This window comes from Nocardia sp. NPDC004123, from assembly GCF_053603795.1.
In genome coordinates this window covers 1-18,049 of the sequence record NZ_JBSGGG010000041.1, presented here as the reverse complement: position 1 = coordinate 18,049, position 18,049 = coordinate 1, and the positions used below count along the sequence as shown (strand labels likewise).

At 64.5% G+C, this 18,049-nt stretch carries 20 protein-coding genes; 15 read left to right on the top strand and 5 right to left on the bottom strand.

Features of this window, described 5'->3' with window-relative positions:
* Window positions 1-8: 8 nt before the first annotated feature.
* The 3 genes from ACWEQQ_RS41585 to ACWEQQ_RS41575 all read right to left on the bottom strand — a co-directional run bounded on the left by ACWEQQ_RS41585 (window position 9) and on the right by ACWEQQ_RS41575 (window position 2,617).
* Window positions 9-701: a DUF2848 domain-containing protein gene (locus ACWEQQ_RS41585; RefSeq protein ID WP_452352097.1), complete on the bottom strand. Its 693-nt coding sequence runs from the start codon at window positions 699-701 to the stop codon at window positions 9-11.
* Between the two features lie 56 nt (window positions 702-757).
* On the bottom strand, window positions 758-1,618 hold the full coding sequence (locus ACWEQQ_RS41580) for an IclR family transcriptional regulator (RefSeq protein WP_452352096.1): 861 nt from the start codon (window positions 1,616-1,618) through the stop codon (window positions 758-760).
* Window positions 1,619-1,801: 183 nt separating this feature from the next.
* Window positions 1,802-2,617 (bottom strand): 2-keto-4-pentenoate hydratase, encoded by an 816-nt coding sequence (locus tag ACWEQQ_RS41575; RefSeq protein WP_452352095.1) that lies wholly within the window; start codon window positions 2,615-2,617, stop codon window positions 1,802-1,804.
* Window positions 2,618-2,835: 218 nt separating this feature from the next.
* On the opposite strand from ACWEQQ_RS41575, the gene ACWEQQ_RS41570 reads away from it, so the two are divergent.
* From ACWEQQ_RS41570 to ACWEQQ_RS41520, 11 genes are all read left to right on the top strand, one after another.
* Window positions 2,836-3,597 (top strand): alpha/beta fold hydrolase, encoded by a 762-nt coding sequence (locus ACWEQQ_RS41570; protein WP_452352094.1) that lies wholly within the window; start codon window positions 2,836-2,838, stop codon window positions 3,595-3,597.
* Window positions 3,594-4,247: a pyroglutamyl-peptidase I family protein gene (locus tag ACWEQQ_RS41565; RefSeq protein WP_452352093.1), complete on the top strand. Its 654-nt coding sequence runs from the start codon at window positions 3,594-3,596 to the stop codon at window positions 4,245-4,247. Before ACWEQQ_RS41570 ends, ACWEQQ_RS41565 begins: the two co-directional genes overlap by 4 nt.
* 89 nt (window positions 4,248-4,336) lie before the next feature.
* Window positions 4,337-5,092, top strand: coding sequence for an alpha/beta fold hydrolase (locus tag ACWEQQ_RS41560; RefSeq protein ID WP_452352092.1), 756 nt, complete (start codon window positions 4,337-4,339; stop codon window positions 5,090-5,092).
* Window positions 5,093-5,235: 143 nt separating this feature from the next.
* A complete protein-coding gene (locus ACWEQQ_RS41555) occupies window positions 5,236-6,102 on the top strand; it encodes a VOC family protein (RefSeq protein WP_452352091.1) in 867 nt (288 codons plus the stop codon).
* Between the two features lie 53 nt (window positions 6,103-6,155).
* On the top strand, window positions 6,156-7,403 hold the full coding sequence (locus tag ACWEQQ_RS41550; protein WP_452352090.1) for an NAD(P)/FAD-dependent oxidoreductase: 1,248 nt from the start codon (window positions 6,156-6,158) through the stop codon (window positions 7,401-7,403).
* A 13-nt stretch (window positions 7,404-7,416) separates the two neighbouring features.
* Entirely contained in the window at window positions 7,417-7,749 is a 333-nt protein-coding gene (locus tag ACWEQQ_RS41545; protein ID WP_452344709.1) for a non-heme iron oxygenase ferredoxin subunit, read from the top strand.
* 109 nt (window positions 7,750-7,858) lie between these two features.
* Window positions 7,859-9,184 (top strand): aromatic ring-hydroxylating dioxygenase subunit alpha, encoded by a 1,326-nt coding sequence (locus tag ACWEQQ_RS41540; protein WP_452344710.1) that lies wholly within the window; start codon window positions 7,859-7,861, stop codon window positions 9,182-9,184.
* Window positions 9,181-9,756 carry an aromatic-ring-hydroxylating dioxygenase subunit beta gene (locus ACWEQQ_RS41535; RefSeq protein WP_452352089.1) on the top strand — a complete coding sequence of 192 codons (576 nt, stop codon included), beginning with the start codon at window positions 9,181-9,183 and terminating at the stop codon, window positions 9,754-9,756. Before ACWEQQ_RS41540 ends, ACWEQQ_RS41535 begins: the two co-directional genes overlap by 4 nt.
* A 34-nt stretch (window positions 9,757-9,790) precedes the next feature.
* On the top strand, window positions 9,791-10,963 hold the full coding sequence (locus ACWEQQ_RS41530) for an acyl-CoA dehydrogenase family protein (protein WP_452352088.1): 1,173 nt from the start codon (window positions 9,791-9,793) through the stop codon (window positions 10,961-10,963).
* A gap of 58 nt (window positions 10,964-11,021) precedes the next feature.
* Window positions 11,022-11,912 carry a VOC family protein gene (locus ACWEQQ_RS41525; RefSeq protein WP_452352087.1) on the top strand — a complete coding sequence of 297 codons (891 nt, stop codon included), beginning with the start codon at window positions 11,022-11,024 and terminating at the stop codon, window positions 11,910-11,912.
* Window positions 11,913-11,929: 17 nt separating this feature from the next.
* Complete coding sequence (locus tag ACWEQQ_RS41520; RefSeq protein WP_452344714.1) at window positions 11,930-12,520, top strand: NADPH-dependent FMN reductase; 591 nt, start codon at window positions 11,930-11,932, stop codon at window positions 12,518-12,520.
* Between the two features lie 86 nt (window positions 12,521-12,606).
* Here ACWEQQ_RS41520 and ACWEQQ_RS41515 read toward each other — a convergent pair whose 3' ends face one another.
* The gene (locus ACWEQQ_RS41515; protein WP_452352086.1) at window positions 12,607-13,407 is read right to left on the bottom strand and encodes an SDR family NAD(P)-dependent oxidoreductase; all 801 of its coding nucleotides are present in this window, start codon (window positions 13,405-13,407) and stop codon (window positions 12,607-12,609) included.
* Window positions 13,408-13,639: 232 nt separating this feature from the next.
* Here ACWEQQ_RS41515 and ACWEQQ_RS41510 point away from each other — a divergent pair, with 232 nt between their 5' ends.
* From ACWEQQ_RS41510 to ACWEQQ_RS41495, 4 genes are all read left to right on the top strand, one after another.
* Window positions 13,640-14,842, top strand: coding sequence for an aromatic ring-hydroxylating oxygenase subunit alpha (locus tag ACWEQQ_RS41510; protein ID WP_452352085.1), 1,203 nt, complete (start codon window positions 13,640-13,642; stop codon window positions 14,840-14,842).
* The gene (locus ACWEQQ_RS41505; RefSeq protein WP_452352084.1) at window positions 14,832-15,314 is read left to right on the top strand and encodes an aromatic-ring-hydroxylating dioxygenase subunit beta; all 483 of its coding nucleotides are present in this window, start codon (window positions 14,832-14,834) and stop codon (window positions 15,312-15,314) included. The genes ACWEQQ_RS41510 and ACWEQQ_RS41505 overlap by 11 nt, the downstream gene beginning before the upstream one ends.
* 55 nt (window positions 15,315-15,369) lie before the next feature.
* On the top strand, window positions 15,370-16,818 hold the full coding sequence (locus ACWEQQ_RS41500; RefSeq protein WP_452352083.1) for an amidase: 1,449 nt from the start codon (window positions 15,370-15,372) through the stop codon (window positions 16,816-16,818).
* 228 nt (window positions 16,819-17,046) lie between these two features.
* Complete coding sequence (locus tag ACWEQQ_RS41495) at window positions 17,047-17,379, top strand: hypothetical protein (protein WP_452352082.1); 333 nt, start codon at window positions 17,047-17,049, stop codon at window positions 17,377-17,379.
* Between the two features lie 107 nt (window positions 17,380-17,486).
* On the opposite strand, the gene ACWEQQ_RS41490 is transcribed toward ACWEQQ_RS41495, so the two are convergent.
* A partial coding sequence (locus tag ACWEQQ_RS41490; protein WP_452352081.1) for an IS3 family transposase occupies window positions 17,487-18,049 on the bottom strand: 563 nt, incomplete at its 5' end.

Sequence of the window (18,049 nt, the reverse complement as noted above, 5' to 3'; positions counted from 1 at the left end):
TCGGGGGATCAGTCGACCGGCGGCGGCGTCTGGCGCACCGTGTAGGACAGCGAGATCGATTGCCCGGTGCGGGGATCGCCGAGCTCGACGCTCCATCCGGTGCTGAATTGGCCGACGTCGGCGCGCATCGGAATGGTTCCGGACATGAGTATGGTGCCGGGCTTCAAGAGCTGGCGCGCACGTAGTTCCTCGGCCCAGTACATCGGTGTCAGCAATTCCGCGAGCGTGCCCTGCTGGATCAGCTGCGGACCGGCTCCGGTGATCACACTGCCGGTGAGTGTGAGTTCATCGATGTAGCCGGCCACGTCGTCGAGGCGCCATGCCTTGCGGGCCAGCACATCCGGTGCCGCCTGCTTGCTCCATGCCACGCCGTGTTGTTCGAGGCGGCGATCGGTGTGGTCACATGCCGCGGTCAGCAGCAGGTCACGGGGGTTGTCCCCGGCCACCACGAGCGCCCACTCGGCCTCGCCGGAGGTGCGTTCGTGTTGCACCGGGACTTCGTCGACCTGCATCGCCAGGTAGGGGGCGATCGGATAGATACATGGGATCCTGGTCGGTGCAGGCACGCCCAGCTCGGCCAGTTCGGCGACGTGCGCGGCGACATCGGCCTGGCTGCGGCCGGCATACCCGGCGTTGAGCAGCGTGGCGACCGTCACCGTGTACTGCTCGCCATCGGGCAGGTCGAAGGTGAGGCGGGTCATCGGTTGTCCTTGCTGTGAGGGTCGCGTTGTGCGACCGGTGTTTTCGAGAATTCGCGTCAACGAGACAGATGTCGCTGCCAACTCGCCTGCTGGGCGAGCTTGGCGATTCCCGCGGCGGCCGTGCGGATCGCGGGCGCGGCGGTAGCCGGTTGAAAGCGTTGTACCGAACCGGATATGGAGACCGCGGCGACCACGGTGCCGGACCAGCTTCGGACCGGCGCCGCGATACAGCTCAGGCCCGGCCTGGTCTCCTGCCGGTCGTAGGCGATGCCGGTTCGCCGGATCGCGGCGAGCTCGCGAGCGAGTTGAGCCGGCGAGGAGATGCTCGACGAGGTTGCCGGACGGAGATTTCTCGCGGCCCGGTCGACCACCACGGTTTCGCTGAATGCGAGCAGCGCCTTGCCGACTGCGGTGTTGGCCGCCGGGAGCCGGACGCCGACCAGAGCGGGAGAATTGACGCAGTTGTGTCCGTGGATCTTCTCGACGTAGAGCACATCGTCGCCGACCAGAACACAGAGATTGACTGTCTCGTGGGTCATTTCGTAGAGGTCGAGCAGGTACGGCAGCGCGACGCGACGCAGATCCTGAGTATCCGGCTGCGCGGAGAGCGCGGCCAGCTCGGTCAATCGGCCGCCCGGCGAGTACTCCGTGCCACGCTTGGTGATCATCTCCCATTCGACGAGGACCGACAGCAACCGATGCGCGGTGGATTTCGGCAGGTTCGCGCGCCGAGCGATCTCGGTGACGCCCATGGTGAGGTGATGCGGCGTAAAGCTGCTCAGGAGCGCGAGCGCCTTCGCGACGGAGGTGGACGAGTCGCGGTCGGGGCGGTCCCAACCGGCGATCTCGGGAATGGCGACGCCACTACGCGGGGGGCTCGATAGCCGGGCGTATGGGGCTGTTTGGGAGATGGTCACGGTTGCCTCTCGGTCGCCAGGCCCGACCGCGGAGTCGGCGAGCTGGTGCTGTGAAAAGGGCGCGACGGATGGGTCGCGGTGAGGTCGGCGGCCTGGTGGAAGCCGTATCCGACTCGCTCCTCGACGGTATGGCCGCCGTGGCGTCCGTCACATCGGGAGAACTCCCGAGAGGCTGCCCATTCCTCAGCACCGCACCCCGACCGATCCGAGATGGGTGAACTGTGCGCTGATCGTCGCGCCGGCGGGCGCGTCGATCGCGTCGGTCAAGCCACCAGTCATCACGATCCAACCTGCCTCGATAGCATGACCGCGCTGGGCGAGCGAGTTGGCGGCCATGGCGAGCGCCTCCGCGGGATGCCCCTGTACCGCCGCGCCGACCCCGGTCGCCATCAGCTGGCCGTCGACCTCGAGCAGACAGGCCTCCAACGGCAGATTCAATGTTGTCGGGTCCGCGCCGACCGGTCCGGTCACGTAATAGGCGGAGGACGCGTTGTCGGCGATCACATCGGGCAGTGTGAAGCGGAAGTCCAGGTAGCGGCTGTCGATGATCTCGAGGCTCGCGTACACCCGATCCACCGCCGCCAGTGCGGCGGCGGCCGTGACGCCCGGTCCCTCCAACCGCCGACCCATGACGAACGTGATCTCGGGCTCGACCCGGGGATGAATCAGCAGCTCCCGCGGCAGTGGGGTGCCGTGGGGCAGTGTCATCGCATCGGTGAGCCACGCGGTCAACGGCGCTGATACACCCATCTGGCGTTGCTTGGCGGGCGAGGTCAGGCCCAATTTGACGCCGATGATGTTCTCGCCACGCTCGATTCGCTGACTCAGCGCCTCGTCTTGAACGCGGTAGGCCAGGTCGATATCGAGCTCTGGGTACTCGGCGGTGAGCGGACCGCGTGCGGTGCGCACAGCCTCCGCGCGTAACAGTTCAGCCGCCAATGAGTCGGCCGATGATTGCGTCTCCAGGACCCGGATCCGTCCGCAGGGTTCTACTTTCATGTCGCGCTCCTCGCGTCGTTCTTGGGCTCGGTGAACGTTCACCCTGATCGCCGCCGCGGACCATGAGAATCGTTGCGGTCCGCCCCCCGGAACATCGGCGCCGACGATACGGGGACAGCCGTGTTTGCCGTTCTGCGGAACATCTCCGTTGCCGCACGCCTCTTTGTCGTCGACCCTGCCATCTCGACAAACAGTGTTGGAACAGAAGGGAATCGCCCATGGCCACCTTGGCCGTCGACGGTGTCGACATCTACTACGAGGAGTTCGGGCAGGGGGAGCCGCTGCTGCTGGTGCACGGCGCTGCCGCGTCCGGGCGGTGGTTCGGTGACCTCGTGCCCAGGCTGGCACGGACACACCGGGTCATCGTGCCGGACCTGCGTGGGCTGGGGCGCAGCGAACGCGTTGCGCCGCTGGCGCATCCGCGGGTGTGGGTGTCGGACCTGTGGCGACTCTTGGATCAGCTCGAACTCGATCGGGTTCACCTGGCCGGGGTTTCGCTGGGGTCGCGGATCGCAGGCCGATTGGTGCTCGACGACGCGGCCCGGATCCGGACATTGACCGTGGATGCGCCGATCATCGGTTTGAGCACCAGCGGAAACACTTCCCTCAACTCGGTTTTCACCGACATCGACCCCGACAGCGCACAGGCTCGCGAATGGCAGACCCTGCACGGTGACGACTGGAGCGTCGCTATCGCCTTCTACGCCGAAACGCGCGCCACCGCCGAGTTCCAGGAGTACTTGACGCTTCGGCCGCATCTCGCCGACCTCACCGTGCCGACACTGGTGTGCCGCGGCGATCACGACGACGCGATCCACCCGGTGGATGATGCCTTCATCTGGCACAAGCAGGCGCCGGACACTCGGCTTTTCATCGCGCCGGGCATGAACCAGTCGTCGGTGATGCTGGAACGCGCCGAGTCGTTCATCACGGCGTTCACCGCGTTCCAGATCAGCTGTGCGTCTGCGCTGTCGGCATGAGCCGGGTGCTCGTCACGGGATTCGGCGCATACGCGCAGGAGACCGACAACCCCAGCGGCTTGATCGCACAGCGGCTCGATGGGCGGCGGCTCGATGGTTTCGATGTCGTCGGCCGGGTCCTCCCGGTGGACACCGAGGCGGTGCGGGAGGCGCTGAGTGCGGCCATCGAATTCGCCCGGGCCGAAGTCATTCTCGTCACCGGGGTGGCACCGGGACGTACAGCACCTGCGCTCGAGCGTGTCGCAATCAATGTGCGGGACTTCCCGATTCCCGATAGCGAGGGCCGCACACCGGTCGACGAGCCCGTCGAGCCGGATGCGCCCGCAGCCTATCTGAGCACGCTGCCCATCAAGGCGATCGTCGACGGCTGGCGACGCGCGGGAATTCCGGGATACGTCTCGAATACCGCTGGTACATACCTGTGCAATCAGACTTTCTATCTAGCCCGCCATCTCGCGCGGGAGTCGGCGGCGCGGGTCGGCATGCTGCACGTTCCGGTCACGCCGACCCGTGCCGCCGAAGCCGTTGCGCCGCAGCCGCTTCCGTCGGTCTCGCTGGATCAGCTGGAAGCGGCTGTGCTACTGGCTATTTCGATCGCTGCACGATTCGACGGGCCGGATCTTCCTATCGGAGGCGGTGCGATCAGTTGACGACGCAGCACTGGGAGCAATCCAGCAGCCGAACTCTGGAGGTGGACGGGAGCGCGGTCCACTTTCACGATGTGGGATCGGGTCCGCCGGTGATCGTTCAGCAGGCATTCGGTCCGTTGCCCGGTACCACGGCGTGGCTGACATACCATCAGGTGCTGGCGGACCTGGCGGCCGATCACCGCTGTATCTTGGTGGACTACCCCAACTTCGGGCGCAGCGCCGCACGCGAATTCCATGAGCCGGTTCACGACCTGTACGTGCGGAACACCCTCGCGATACTCGACGATCTCGATCTGGACACCGTCACCCTGCTCGGCGTATCCACTGGCGGCACCGTTGCACTCGATATGGCGCTGACTGCTCCGGAGCGCGTCTCTCGGCTCATTGTCGGAGGTTGTAGTGCGTCGACCGGCGGTGACCCGTATCTGCTCGCACCGGCCCCGACCGAGGTGGGACGGCTGTTCGACGATTGTCAGTCGGGCCCACCCGATCTCGGTGCCATCGCCCGTCTGCTTCGCGGGATCGTGTACGACGCCGGGCTGATCGGCGACGACCTCGTCGAGGACATGTACAAGTGGCGGCTGCGCGAGCCAGAGCATGCCGCGACCTGGTCACGCTCGACGATCGTTCCACGTAGCAATCTGCAAGCGCTGTCGACGATTACGGTGCCGACGCTTATCGTGCACGGGCGCTTCGACCGGATGGTGCCGCTGGAGGGCGCACTGATGTTGCTCGGTCATCTGCCGACCGCGGACCTGGTTGTGCTCAACAACTGCGGGCATTGGCCGCCCTTCGAGCGTCCGCGCGAATTCATGGCCGCGGTCCGCGCATTTCTGACCGCCTGAGGATCCCGCGATCGTGGACCGGTGTTCCGGCTGACGGATCGGTGCCGTTGTCGGGCTCGGCAGCTATCGCGCATTCTCCACACCCACGCCGGAGCCGACATCGCGGCATCCAGCGTATTTCATCAGGAAGGCAATACGAGATCATGACTGAAGTTGTCGGGCTCGGCTACGTAGGTCTCTACGCAACGGATCTGGACGCCTGGCGCGCATACGGGACCGAGGTCCTCGGCCTGCAGGATGTCTCCGCCGCAGCAGGGGCCGACCAGGACACCGTCCTGCTGCGCGCCGACGAACGCGGCTGGCGGTTCGCGATTCACCGGGGTGAGGCCGGCGGGGCGGCATATATCGGCTGGGAAGTCGCCAACCGGCAGGCGCTCGACGCGCTCGGTCGCAGGCTGGCCGCGGCAGGTGTGGCGGTCGAAGAGGATGCGCGGTGCGCCGCGACCCGCCGGGTGGAGGGGCTGCTGTGGTGCGTGGACTCCGATGGCCACCGGATCGAATTCTTCTACGGCGCCCGCGTGCCGAAGCAGCCGTTCCTTTCGCCGCGTGGGATCCGTTTCGTGACAGGTGATCTCGGTCTGGGACACGTCTTCTTCTTCGTCACCGACCTGGCCGCCGCCAAGGGGTTCTATCTCGATGTGCTCGGATTCCGGCTCAGCGACACCATCGAGTTCCACGGACGCAAGGTCCACTTCCTGCACGTCAACCCGCGCCACCACAGCCTCGCATTCGTGCAGAACAACGAATTGGCTCCGGCCCTGGGACATTTCATGCTCGAGGTGGCCGACATCGACGACGTCGGACGGACCCTGGACGAGGTTGCGACCCGGGGCGTACAGCTCACCGAAACGCTCGGCAGGCATACCAACGATCTGGCGCTGTCCTTCTTCATGAAGAACCCATCCGGATCCGAGGTCGAGTACGGCTACGACGGCCGCCTCGTCGACGAGTCGACCTGGCGGGTGTCGAACTACGACTCGACCAGCCTGTGGGGCCATCACCGCCATTGAGATGCAGCGCCCGAAAGAGCTCGAGTGGCACCGAACATGACAGAGAGGACGAAATGACCGAAACCTACGCCGTCATCGGCGCGAGCCTGGCGGGGGCCCGTGCCGTCGAGGCGCTTCGAGACGAAGGGTTCGACGGTCGCGTCGTCCTGATCGGCGCCGAGCACCACCTGCCCTACGATCGCCCGCCGCTGTCGAAGGAAGTGATTCTGGGACAGAAGCAACCCGGCACGACACTGATCCATCGGGATAGTTTTTACTCCGACAACGATATCGAATTGCGCCTCGGCGTGCGTGCAACCCGCATCGATACGCACAGTCGCGCAGTCGAACTCGATAACGGTACGTCGCTGCGCGTGGACAAGTTGTTGCTCTGTACAGGCACCGCGCCGCGCCGGCCGGATATTCCAGGAGTTGACCTCGACGGGGTGCATTTCCTGCGTACCGTGGACGACGCGATTGCCATCCGGGAACGATTGCTGACCGGCGGTGCTGTGGTCATCGTCGGCGGTGGGTTGATCGGGATGGAGCTCGCGGCCGCCGCGGTCGTGTTGGGCAATGAAGTCACGGTGCTGGAGCGCGACGCTGGACTGTTGCGGCGAGTGCTCGGCACGCGGATCGGAGACCGGCTGTCGCGCTGGCATTCCGAGCGTGGCGTGCACATTCGAACCGATGCGGAGGTGGCCCGGATCGAGGGCGATCACCGGGTGCGCAGGGTGCGCACCGTGGATGGGTTCGTCGCCGAGGCCGACCTGGTGGTGGTCGGCATCGGCGTCGTTCCGGCACTCGATGCGGCTCGGGAGTGCGGCATCGAGATCGACAACGGCATCGTCGTCGACGAATTCTGCGAGACCTCGGTGCCCGGCATCTACGCGGCGGGCGATGTGGCCCAGCATCCGAATTGGCTGACTGGACAACACATTCGACTTGAGCACTGGCAGCACGCCCAGAATCAGGGCATCGCCGCCGCCCGCGCGATGGCGGGACGCCGCGAACCTTATCGGGAGGTCCCGTGGTTCTGGTCCGATCAGGGCGACACCAACATTCAGGTCGCGGGCGATCCCCGGAGCGCCGATGAGCAGGTGTGGCGCGGCGATCCGGAATCGCTGGACTTCACCGTGTTCCACCTGCGCCGCGGAGTCCTCGTCGGAGTGGTCGGGGTCAACCGCCGCCGCGATGTCCGAATGGCGATGCCCTTGATCGAAAGACAGGTGCGCCCGGTGTCCGCGCTGCTTGCCGACCCTTCGGTGGATCTACGCAGCGTCGGTGACGACGCCGCGACGGCCACGAGCACCCAGTGGTGAAGAGGAGAAGACAATGACAACATCTGAGAAGTCGGAGAATCTTGTCCGGGTGTGTGCCGTCGGGGAATTGACCCCCGGCAACGTCACTCGGGTGAACACGCAGCCGCCCATCGCGGTATACAACATCGACGGCGCCTTCTACGCAACAGCGGACTGGTGCTCGCACGACAAGTCGTCGCTGGCCGATGAAGGATACATCGAGAACGGTCAGATCGAATGCGGCTGGCATTTCGCAAAATTCTGCATCAAGACCGGTGCGGTCACCGCGCCACCTGCATCCGCGCCGCTCGCCAAGTACGAGGTCCAGGTCGTCGACGATGCCGTCTATGTCGTGATCGAGAGCTGAAAACCGCTGTTCCGCACCTCAGAACGAACATATCGACTCGGCACTCGCGCACTGCTTGGCTGTAGCGCAGTCATCGAATAGCAATGCCGGACAATAATATTGAAAGGAGATGGTCGTGGCTGTTGACGCCGACTATCTGCATTCACTGGTGAATTGGAAGAAGGGCAACATCGGGCCCGAGATCTTCATCAGTGAAGAAATCTACAAGCTGGAGCAGGAGCGCATTTTCGGGCGCTCCTGGCTGTTCCTGGCGCACGACAGTATGATCCCGAATCCCCACGACTTCTTCGCGACCTACATGGGCGGAGATCCGGTGCTCGTGGTGCGTCAGCCGGACGGCGGAGTCAAAGCATTCCTCAATGTCTGCCGCCACCGCGGCATGCGGGTGTGCCGCGCCGAGGAGGGCAACACCCGCTCGTTCATGTGCACCTATCACGGCTGGACCTACGACAGCGCGGGCAAGCTGATCGGCGTCCCGAACATGGAGGACGCCTACTTCAACAAGCTGTCACTCGAGGACAACGGCCTGATCCAGGTCGCGCAGGTCGACAGCTACCAGGGTCTGATCTTCGGAAACTTCGACCAGGCCGCGCCGCCGCTGCACGAGTACCTGGGTGATCTGAAGTACTACATCGACGGCTGGGTCGATCATGCCGAAGGCGGCATCGAGGTGTTGCCCGGCGCGATCAAGTGGACCATCAACGCCAATTGGAAGCTGGCCGCCGAACAGTTCGCCGGCGACACGTATCACGCCACCACGAGCCATCTTTCGTCGCTCCTGGCCTTCGGCCCGGGCTTCGAGGCCAAGGACGGCGCCCATGTCTCGCTGCGGGAGGGCCACGGTGAGAGCTTCTTGTTCGAGCGCCACACCAGGTTCGCGGACGACCCGCTCGGCCAGTACAACGAGAACAAGCGGCGCATCGCGCGCGAGCGGGTCGGCGATCGCGCCGATATGGTAGCCAACTTCAACGCGTTCCCGAACTTCGCGGGCCTGCCGGGTTCTGCGAATCTGCGGGTGTGGCACCCCAAGGGCCCCGGCAAGTTCGAGATCTGGTCGTTCACCGTCGTGGAGAAGAACGCGCCCGAGGAAGTGAAACGCGCGCAACAGATTTCGGCGTCCTTCACCGAGGGGGCCGCCGGTGTCGTCGAGACCGACGATGGGGAGAACTGGGGCATGATCGGTGGCGTTCTCGAACACGGCTATCAGGCACGGAAGATGGCCTGGAACTACGAGATGGGCCTCGGAAACGAGCAGGAACACCCGGAATTTCCGGGCGAGTACTACGACACGTTCTTCGGCGAGGCGGGTCAGCGCGGATTCTACCGGCGCTGGCTGGAATTCATGACAAGCGAGGCGTGGCCGGTGATTCCGCCGGCAGACCGGAACGGTGAGATGGCTGCGGCAGGGCCCGTAGTAGCAGGAGGTGCGGAATGACCGTCGAAGGAATCGTGGCGCCTGAAGGCACGAATGCCCTGGGACAGTTGCTGCTCCAGCATCAAGTCGAGCAGTTCCTCTACCGTGAGGCGCGGTTGCTCGATCGCTGGCAGTGGGGCACCTGGCTCGAGCTGTTCACCGAGGACATCCTCTACTGGATGCCGGTGCGCAAGAACCGTCTTCGCCGCCAGCGCGATCAGGACGAGGTGCCCCAGGGCATCGAGATGGCGCACTTCTACGACAATTACGAGTCGCTTCGGATGCGCGTGAACCAAATGCACTCCGGAACCCACTGGGCCGAGGACCCGCCCTCGCGCTGTCGGCATCTGGTGTCCAACGTCGTCGTCACTCTACGTGGCGAGCATGACTCCGCCGCAGTGGAATCCGCGGAGTTCGACGTTGTGTCGAACTTCCTGCTGTACCGGAATCGACTCGAGTCTGAGACCGATGTCTGGGTGGGTGAACGGCGCGATGTGCTGCGTGTGACCGACGGCGAATTCAAGATCGCGAAACGCACGATCCTGCTCGACCAGAACGTCGTGCAATCGAAGAACCTCAGCGTGCTGTTCTAGCGCGCCGCCGGAAAGCTGAAGGAGACGAATTGCCATGGTAGTAACAAATATCGACGATTCTGCGGACCTGGCCTTGCATCAGGCGCTGGTCGAGCGTGCGCGGGCCCTCGGGCCGCAGATCCGGGAGCTGTCCGCGGTGACGGAGGCGCTGCGCTCGGTGCCGCGGGAGCTGATCGACCAGATAGTGGCGGCCGGGCTCGGTGGACGGATCCTTGCCCCTCGCCGATTCGGAGGTGATGAGCTCACGCTCGACACTATGTACGAGGTGTCGCTGGAACTCGGGCGCGCCTGTGCGTCCACGGCTTGGTGTGCGGCGCTGCTGCCACACGATGCGCACATGGTTGGGTTCTTCCCGCTCACCGCACAAGAGGCGGTGTGGGCGGACGGTCCGGACGCCTGCATCGCCGCATCGCTCGCCCCTGCGGCGACGGTGCAGAAGGTCGACGGCGGCTATCGGCTGACGGGCAGGCACGCCTTCGCCAGCGGTGTCGACCACGCGTCCTGGGTGATCGTCAGCGGACTGATCAAGGATGGCGGCCGGCCGGCGAATCACCACTTCCTGGTGCGGCCGGGCGATTACACCATCGATGACGACTGGTATGCGGCCGGTATGCGCGGCACCGGTAGTAAGACCATCGTGGTCGACGATATCTTCGTGCCGGACGGGTTCGTGCTACCCGCGGCGGCGTTGGTATCGGGCGACGGTCCGGGCACCGAAATCAATCAGGGCCCGCTCTACCGTCAGCCGCTGGCGCTGCACGCTGGGCTCACTTTCCTCGGCCCGATGATGGGTACAGCGCTGGACGCATACGACCACTTCGTTGAGTGGGCGCGCAGCCGCCCGCAGACCGCCGGCTCGGAGATCGTCCAGGAGGCGGTCGCGCGCACCGCGGCCGACCTAAGGCTGGCGCAGCTGTCGATTCGGCGAATCCTGGACGCAGCCGGCACTTCCGGGCGGCTCGAGCTGGCCGATCGCGCAGAGATCCTGCGCGACTACAACCGGGTGACCGAACTGCTCGTCGAATCCGTCGATCGGCTGTTCGCGCTGAGCGGCACGTCGGGCTTCAAGGACACGAGCCCTATGCAGCAGAAGTGGCGCGACATCCACATGATGGCCAGCCATGTGTCGTTCGCCCGCGCCAACTACCAGCATTACGGACGCATGGTGCTCGGCCTCCAGCGCGACTCCAAGCTAGCGGTGTTCTGAGTCGCAGTCCTCACACACTCCACGTTGTTCCACTAGATCTCCGGAAAGAAGCAGATCCATGGCCGCTGTCAGCCAACTCAGTTATGTCGTAGGGACGTCCAGCGACGTCCCGGGGTGGAAACAGTACGCGACCGACGTTCTCGGACTGGAGGTGTCGCGCGACAGCGACAACAGTCTGCTCTACGTTCGCGCCGACGACCGGCACCACCGGATCGGAGTGCGCGCCGGCCACGACGATGATGTGGCGTATGTGGGCTGGGATGTGCCCTCGAAGGTGGCGCTCGAGGCGGCAGCGGCCCAGCTCGAGGCCGCGGGCGTCGTCGTAACGGCGGGAACGCCGGAGGAGGCGGCCGATCGGCGAGTCATGGAGTTCGTCCACTTCATCTGCCCGTATTCGGAAGTGCGGATGGAACTCGTGCTCGGACACGAGAAGGTGTTCATGCCGCGGTTCCGTCCGGGACGGGACATGGCGGGGTTCAATACCGGCGAGATGGGCATGGGGCATGTCGTGCTCTACGCCGCCGACATCCTCGGTGCGGCCGACTTCTATTCGCGGGTACTGGGTTTCGGTGTCAGCGACTTCGCGCACATTCCCAAGGTGGGACCGTTCGCGGTATTCCTGCACTGCAACTCGCGCCATCATTCGCTCGCGTTCATGCATATTCCGGGCGCGCCGCGCCGCATCCAGCACGTCATGTTCGAGACGGTCAGCATCGATGACGTCGGCCACAGCTACGACCTGTGCCTCGAGCGCGGTATCACCAGCACTTCGACCGGCCGCCACCAGAACGACCACGTCTTCTCGTTCTACTTCCGCAATCCTTCCGGATGGCATTTCGAGTATGGCTGGGGCCCGCGGTTGGTCGACCCGGCAACATGGACGGCTGAAAGCTATTCCCTGGGTTCAGGTTTCGCCTGGGGACACCGCGGCCTGATGAAGATGGTGTGACTGCCGTGGAACGAAGGATGCGGCCATTCATCGTCGGGCTCGGCGGCACACTGCGCGCCGAGTCCTCGACGGAGTCGGCTCTGCGCATTGCGCTGGATGCCGCCGCCGCGAACGGTGCGCGCACGGAACTGTTCGGCGGCAGCGTGCTCGCGGCCCTGCCGATGTACGACCCGGACGGGCCGAAAGTCGCTGAGGCCAGAAGGCTCATCGATGCACTGCGAGTCGCCGACGGCGTAATCATCGCGTCGCCCGGCTACCACGGGTCGATATCGGGATTGGTGAAGAACGCCCTCGACTATGTCGAGGACCTTCGCGAGGACGGCAACCCGTATCTCTCGGGCCGTGCAGTCGGGTGCGTGACCACGGCCTACGGCTGGCAGGCCGCGGTCACCACGCTGCAGACGCTGCGCAGCATCGTGCACGCGTTGCGGGGCTGGCCCACTCCGCTGGGCGCGGCGATCAACTCGGCGACCACGCGGATCGCCTACGGGCAGCAGCCGGACGAGCGAGTCGAATTTCAATTGCAGACCGTCGGCCGCGAAGTGTGCGCACTGAGTGGGATGGCGCACACGGTCAAAAACGGTGTCGCGGTTGCCATGCCGGAATAGGTAGTGGCGCGGCGCGCAAAGAATCGCCCCGATATTCGGCTTCATCGAATATCGGGGCGATTTGCGTCGGAAGGGATTCGCGTTGGTCAGGCATCCTCGAAGATTGCGAAATGCTTCCCCGCGGTGAGCCCGCCATCGACGGCCAGGACTGCGCCGGTGATGTAACTGGCCTCGTCGGAGGCGAGGAAGACTGCCGGCCGGGCAATCTCTTCCGGTTCGGCGTAGCGCTTCATCGGGCACAGGTCATCGAGCAGGGAGTCATGGCCGGGTACTCGTTCGAGGTAGTCCTGAATGCGGGGAGTCATCGTGCTTCCGGGGCAGATCGCGTTCACGCGGATGGCGTCGGCGGCATAGTCCATTGCCATGTTCTTGGTCAGCAGCAGGACTCCGCCCTTGGCGGCACTGTAAGCGGAGCAACGGTTTTCGGCGAGCAGTCCCGCGGTCGAGGATATGTTGACGATGCTGCCGCCGCCGATCCGTCGCAGTTCGGGGATTACGAACTTCGAGCAGCGATAGACCGAGGTCAGGTTGATATCGATCATCCGATACCAGTCGCTGTCGGCCATCTCGTCCACACGCTTCGGCAGGCTCGCGCCGGCGACATTGAACAGTGCGTCGATCCGTCCGAAGCTGTCGAGGGCCGTCGCGACGACGCGTGGCATCGCATCGGCGTCCGTGACATCAGCGGTCGCCCACGCGGATTGCCCGCCGGCGTCGGTGATCGATCGGGCCGTCGCGCGGGCCGCGTCGCGGTGCAGATCCGCGACGACCACCGAGCCGCCACGCGCGGTCCACTCGACCGCGATCGCCCGCCCGATACCTGCGCCCGCAGCGGTGACGATGGCGACCCGGCCGGCCAGTGGCAAATGAGAATTCGGATTGGACACGTTAATTCGACCCTTCGGGTAAACGGCACGGAGAACGGGCTGAGGTCAATTCAGCTGTTCCGGCATGTGGCACAACGGATTTGAGTGTGATAATGCTTGACCTGGTGTGTATCGAATCATAAGATTCGTTCAACGGGCAGTAGCTTTGTTCTACGCGCCGGAATCAAATGGGTAGATCGTTCATAGTCGAATTGGGCGGTCCGAGTGCCTGCAAAAATATCGATGCGGAGGCATGGTGTTAGTCACCAAATATGAACCAGAAGTCGCGGCGGACTACGAGCGGGTTCGGGCGTCGATCGCCGCGCGCTTCACCAATCCGCTCGACCTGCCCAAGGAGATCTTCTCCGATCCGCTGGTGTACCGGGAAGAGTTGCGGCGGATCTTCTACGGTCCATACTGGCATCCGGTCGCGCACCGAGCGGAATTGGGCGAGGTCAACAGCTTCAAAACGGCATGGCTCGGCGAAGTCCCGATCCTGGTCAGCCGGGGTTCCGATGACAAGATTCGAGCGTTCGTCAACACCTGCACCCATCGCGGGACGTTGCTGGAACAGCGCTCGGCCGGAGTAGCCACAGAGTTCCAATGTCCTTATCACCGTTGGCTTTTCAACAGTTCGGGTGACTTCTGCGGAGCACCGGGGGAGCGGGATTTCCGTTCCGACTTCGATCGCAAGGACTACGCGCTGCCGGAGCTGCGGGTCGCGGTGCTGGCCGGGTTGATCTTCGTGACGAGACATCGCGAGACCCCGTTGCTCGAAACCTTTCTCGGCGAGTGCGCAGATCCGGTCCGTGATTGCCTGCTCGACGATGGGAACCTCACCCTGCTCGGCTACCAGAAGGTCGTCTACAAAACGAACTGGAAGACCTACTTCGACAACGACTTCTATCATGCGCCGTTGCTGCACACCGGGTTTCGGATTCTGGGTTGGCAAGGTGGCAAGGGTGAAGTTCGGATCACACAACCGGTCGGCCACTTCTCGGTCGGCTATCAGAGCACACCGTACGTCGACAACGGCTACCTGGCGGATCCGAGCGTCGTGCAGTTTCGCGGCGCGGACGACCGGGCCAGAGTTGTAGCATTGCGCCCGGTCACGGTGCTGACCAAGCATGTCGACACCATCAACGTGCGATTCGCACGCCCACGTGGTGTCGATCGCACCGAGGTCAGCTATGCATTCTTCGGGCACGCCGGCGACACCGAGGAGTATCGCGCGCATCGAGTACGGCAAGCATCGAATCTGTTGGGGCCCAGCGGTTTCATCACGATCGAGGATGCCGCGGTTTTCAACCGCCAGCAAATGACCTCGGATGACGGGACATTGGCCCGCTTCGTCAAGGGCGTCGACGGCCGCCCCGAAGACGCCACTCAGAACGACGAGATCGGCAATACCGTCGGCTGGGCGAACTACCGGAAGGTGATGGGCTTTGATTACTGAGACTACCGCCGGACTGCACGCGATCGACGAGCTGCTCGGGCACTGCTCCTACGTGCTCGACCAACAGGACTGGGCGCAATGGCCGGACCTGTTCGCGCAGGAATGCTCGTACACCGTGCAAACCCTAGACAACATCGAGCGCGGCTTGCCGCTGGCGTATATGTATGACGACAATCGCGCCAGAGTGCTGGACCGTGTCAAGTTCATCACCGAGGTTTGGGCGGGGACCATCGAGCCGTACCGGACTCGCCATGTCACCCAGCGCACCCACGCGAGCCCGGTGGATGCCGACCACTGGATGGTCCGTTCGAACTTCCACGTGAGCTTCACCGAGAACGATTCGCTATCAGGACTTTTGGCGACCGGGTACTACGAAGACGCGATCGAGCTCACCGGCGGCAGCGCTCGGCTGACGAGTCGCGCAGTTCGCCTCGACAGTATGCCCGCCCGCTATCTCGTATATCCGCTGTAGCGGTTGACGCTTCGGCGCGTGACCGCCGCGGTTCAGGCTTCCTCAGGAGATTCGTATGACCGACCTAGCATTTCTCTCCGCACGCGAGCTCGCTGCCGCCGTCGCCGCGAAGGAGGTGTCGAGCACCGAGCTACTCGACCACTACCTGTCCCGGGTGGACCAATTCAATCCGCAGGTGAACGCCATCGTCGCCCGGGATGAAGAGGGTGCGAGAGCTGCGGCATCGGCGGCCGACCGCGCCGTCTCCCGCGGCGAGCAGCTTGGCTGCCTCCATGGTGTGCCTGTGACGATCAAGGACAGTCTCGAAGTTGCGGGCATGCGAACCACCGGTGGTTCGACCAGATGGGGACACCATGTCTCGACCTGCGACGCCGACTCGGTCGCGCAACTCAAGAACGCGGGCGCGATCGTTTTCGGCAAGTCGAATCTTCCGGAAGACGCCCGGGACTGGCAGACCTACAACGAGATCTACGGAACCACGAGCAATCCCTGGGACCTGACCCGCGGACCCGGCGGTTCCTCCGGCGGGTCCGCCGCCGCCCTCGCCGCGGGGTTGACCGGCCTGGAGCTCGGCGGCGACACGGCAGGCTCGATTCGGGTGCCCGCCCACTTCTGCGGTGTGTACGGGTTGCGCTCGTCGTATGGAATCGTCCCGAGACACGGCAGCGTCTCGGGACATGCTCCCGGGACGCTCGCGGAGTTCGACATGGCGGTATTGGGACCGCTCGGCAGGCACGCCGACGACCTCGATCTCGGTCTCGACGTCCTCGCAGTGCCGGACCCCGACCGCGCCCCGGCGTGGCGGCTGGAGCTGCCTTCCGCGAGATCGAGCACGCTGCGGGAGTTCCGGGTCGCCGCATGGCTCGACGACCCGTTCTGCGCCGTCGACAGCGAGCTGGTCGAGATCATGGAGACGGCCCTGGGGGCAGTGCGGGCCGAGGGCGCGGTCGTGGTCGAGCGCAAGGGACCGGTCGGACTCGAGGAGACGATGGCTCTCTACCAATCGTTACTGATGGCGCAGAGTGGGTTGATCGAACCAGATGAGTCGTATGCCGGACTCGTGGAGATGGCCGCAGCCGAAGGGGCCACCGGTGGGTTCGCATCCGACCTGACGGTCCGCTTCCGTGACTGGCACCGGCTCGACGAACGCCGGCAACACTCACGGCGGCGCTGGTCAGAGTTCTTTCGCGAGTTCGACGTGCTCCTTTGTCCGGTGAGCCCGACTGCCGCCTTCCCACACGACCATCGACCGGATCCCAGCTGGTCGGTACGAACACTGCTGGTCGACGGCACCGACCGGCCGTATCGCGAGATGCTGGCATGGATGGCGCCTTCGCCGCTCAACCATTTGCCTGCAGCGGTCGGGCCGGTCGGTGTGACCCGGCAGGGTCTTCCGGTCGGTATTCAAGTGATCGCGCCCTACCTCCACGACCGCACGGCAGTGCAGTTCCTGCGGTGCCTTGCCGAGGTGATCGGCGGGTTCCGCCGTCCCCCTGGATTCTGAGTAGCCGCGGCTTCCTCGTCGCGTGGAGTGCTGCGGTCTTGAATCAAATGGCAATGACTCATACTGCCGTCCTTCATATTTCATCGGAACAGATCGCGATCCACAGGAGAGCGGGTTCCTGAACAAGCTGTCGATCACCGATGCGGACGTGGACAGCCCCATAGGCATCGAGGAGGGGGCATCGTCGGTTTGTCGACCACATGCCAGGGCCGTCGCTCCGGGGGCAAGTTGATCGGCGCGCTGCAGGTGCATAATCCGCGACTGGATGAGGCGCTCGAAATATCCGACTACTTGCGCCCCGTCGCAGGTTTCGAGGGGAAAGCCTGGACGGGTGCCCCGCCGCCCTATTGGTCCGCGATCCACGCCCAGGATGGAACCTGGTCTGCCGAAACGCGTTTCGTGAAGGACAGCCCCGAGCAGGAGTTGCTCGGCCACGACGACGTGCAGAAGGTGGCCGAGTTCCTCGTTCAGGTCGCGCACGACCGAGAGCGATGTTGCTTGGCCATTAGCCCCGGCCAGTGTGTGTGCCGGCCGCCACTCACCTCCCGATCGGCCGGATAGGGCTCTATAGTTCTGGCCGACAATCAAACTGGGCGATCAGCGAGGCGGTTACCCCCGAACGAGCCCCGAGCCGTGGGGACTGCTGCAAGATCAGGTGACGGTTTCGGTCACGCGGCCCGACTGGCCGGTGGGGTCATGATGGTCTCGTATTCGACCGGCGTCAAACGACCGAGGGCGGTCTGCCGTCGGCGTCGGTGGTAGGTTCGTTCGATCCAGGTGACGATAGCGATGCGCAATTCCTCACGGCTGCACCAGGATCGGCGGTCGAGCACGTTCTTCTGCAATAGTGCGAAGAAACTCTCCATGGCGGCGTTGTCACCGGCCGCGCCGACGCGGCCCATCGACCCGGCCATGCAGTGACGAGTCAAGGCGCGCACGAACTTTCGGCTTCGAAATTGCGACCCGCGGTCGGTGTGAATCACGCAGCCGGCCACGTCGCCACGGCGAGCCACCACGTTGTCGAGAGCGCGGACGGCCAACTCCGACTTCATCCGAGAATCGATCGAATAACCGACGATCCGGTTCGAATAGACGTCCTTGACCGCACAGATGTAGAGCTTGCCCTCGCCGGTGTGATGTTCGGAAATATCGGCCAGCCACAACCTGTCGTCAGCCGGATATCGCAGCGATTGGCCACGCCCGCAACGAGTCTCGCCGGTCTGGTCGCCGA

What these genes read in the sequence shown, in the direction of transcription:
- ACWEQQ_RS41585 (WP_452352097.1), bottom strand. Translation starts at nt 701, where the DNA reads ATGACCCGCCTCACCTTCGACCTGCCCGATGGCGAGCAGTACACGGTG.
- ACWEQQ_RS41575 (WP_452352095.1), bottom strand. Translation starts at nt 2,617, where the DNA reads ATGAAAGTAGAACCCTGCGGACGGATCCGGGTCCTGGAGACGCAATCA.
- ACWEQQ_RS41570 (WP_452352094.1), top strand. Translation starts at nt 2,836, where the DNA reads ATGGCCACCTTGGCCGTCGACGGTGTCGACATCTACTACGAGGAGTTC.
- ACWEQQ_RS41565 (WP_452352093.1), top strand. Translation starts at nt 3,594, where the DNA reads ATGAGCCGGGTGCTCGTCACGGGATTCGGCGCATACGCGCAGGAGACC.
- ACWEQQ_RS41555 (WP_452352091.1), top strand. Translation starts at nt 5,236, where the DNA reads ATGACTGAAGTTGTCGGGCTCGGCTACGTAGGTCTCTACGCAACGGAT.
- ACWEQQ_RS41550 (WP_452352090.1), top strand. Translation starts at nt 6,156, where the DNA reads ATGACCGAAACCTACGCCGTCATCGGCGCGAGCCTGGCGGGGGCCCGT.
- ACWEQQ_RS41545 (WP_452344709.1), top strand. Translation starts at nt 7,417, where the DNA reads ATGACAACATCTGAGAAGTCGGAGAATCTTGTCCGGGTGTGTGCCGTC.
- ACWEQQ_RS41540 (WP_452344710.1), top strand. Translation starts at nt 7,859, where the DNA reads ATGGTCGTGGCTGTTGACGCCGACTATCTGCATTCACTGGTGAATTGG.
- ACWEQQ_RS41535 (WP_452352089.1), top strand. Translation starts at nt 9,181, where the DNA reads ATGACCGTCGAAGGAATCGTGGCGCCTGAAGGCACGAATGCCCTGGGA.
- ACWEQQ_RS41530 (WP_452352088.1), top strand. Translation starts at nt 9,791, where the DNA reads ATGGTAGTAACAAATATCGACGATTCTGCGGACCTGGCCTTGCATCAG.
- ACWEQQ_RS41525 (WP_452352087.1), top strand. Translation starts at nt 11,022, where the DNA reads ATGGCCGCTGTCAGCCAACTCAGTTATGTCGTAGGGACGTCCAGCGAC.
- ACWEQQ_RS41520 (WP_452344714.1), top strand. Translation starts at nt 11,930, where the DNA reads ATGCGGCCATTCATCGTCGGGCTCGGCGGCACACTGCGCGCCGAGTCC.
- ACWEQQ_RS41510 (WP_452352085.1), top strand. Translation starts at nt 13,640, where the DNA reads ATGGTGTTAGTCACCAAATATGAACCAGAAGTCGCGGCGGACTACGAG.
- ACWEQQ_RS41500 (WP_452352083.1), top strand. Translation starts at nt 15,370, where the DNA reads ATGACCGACCTAGCATTTCTCTCCGCACGCGAGCTCGCTGCCGCCGTC.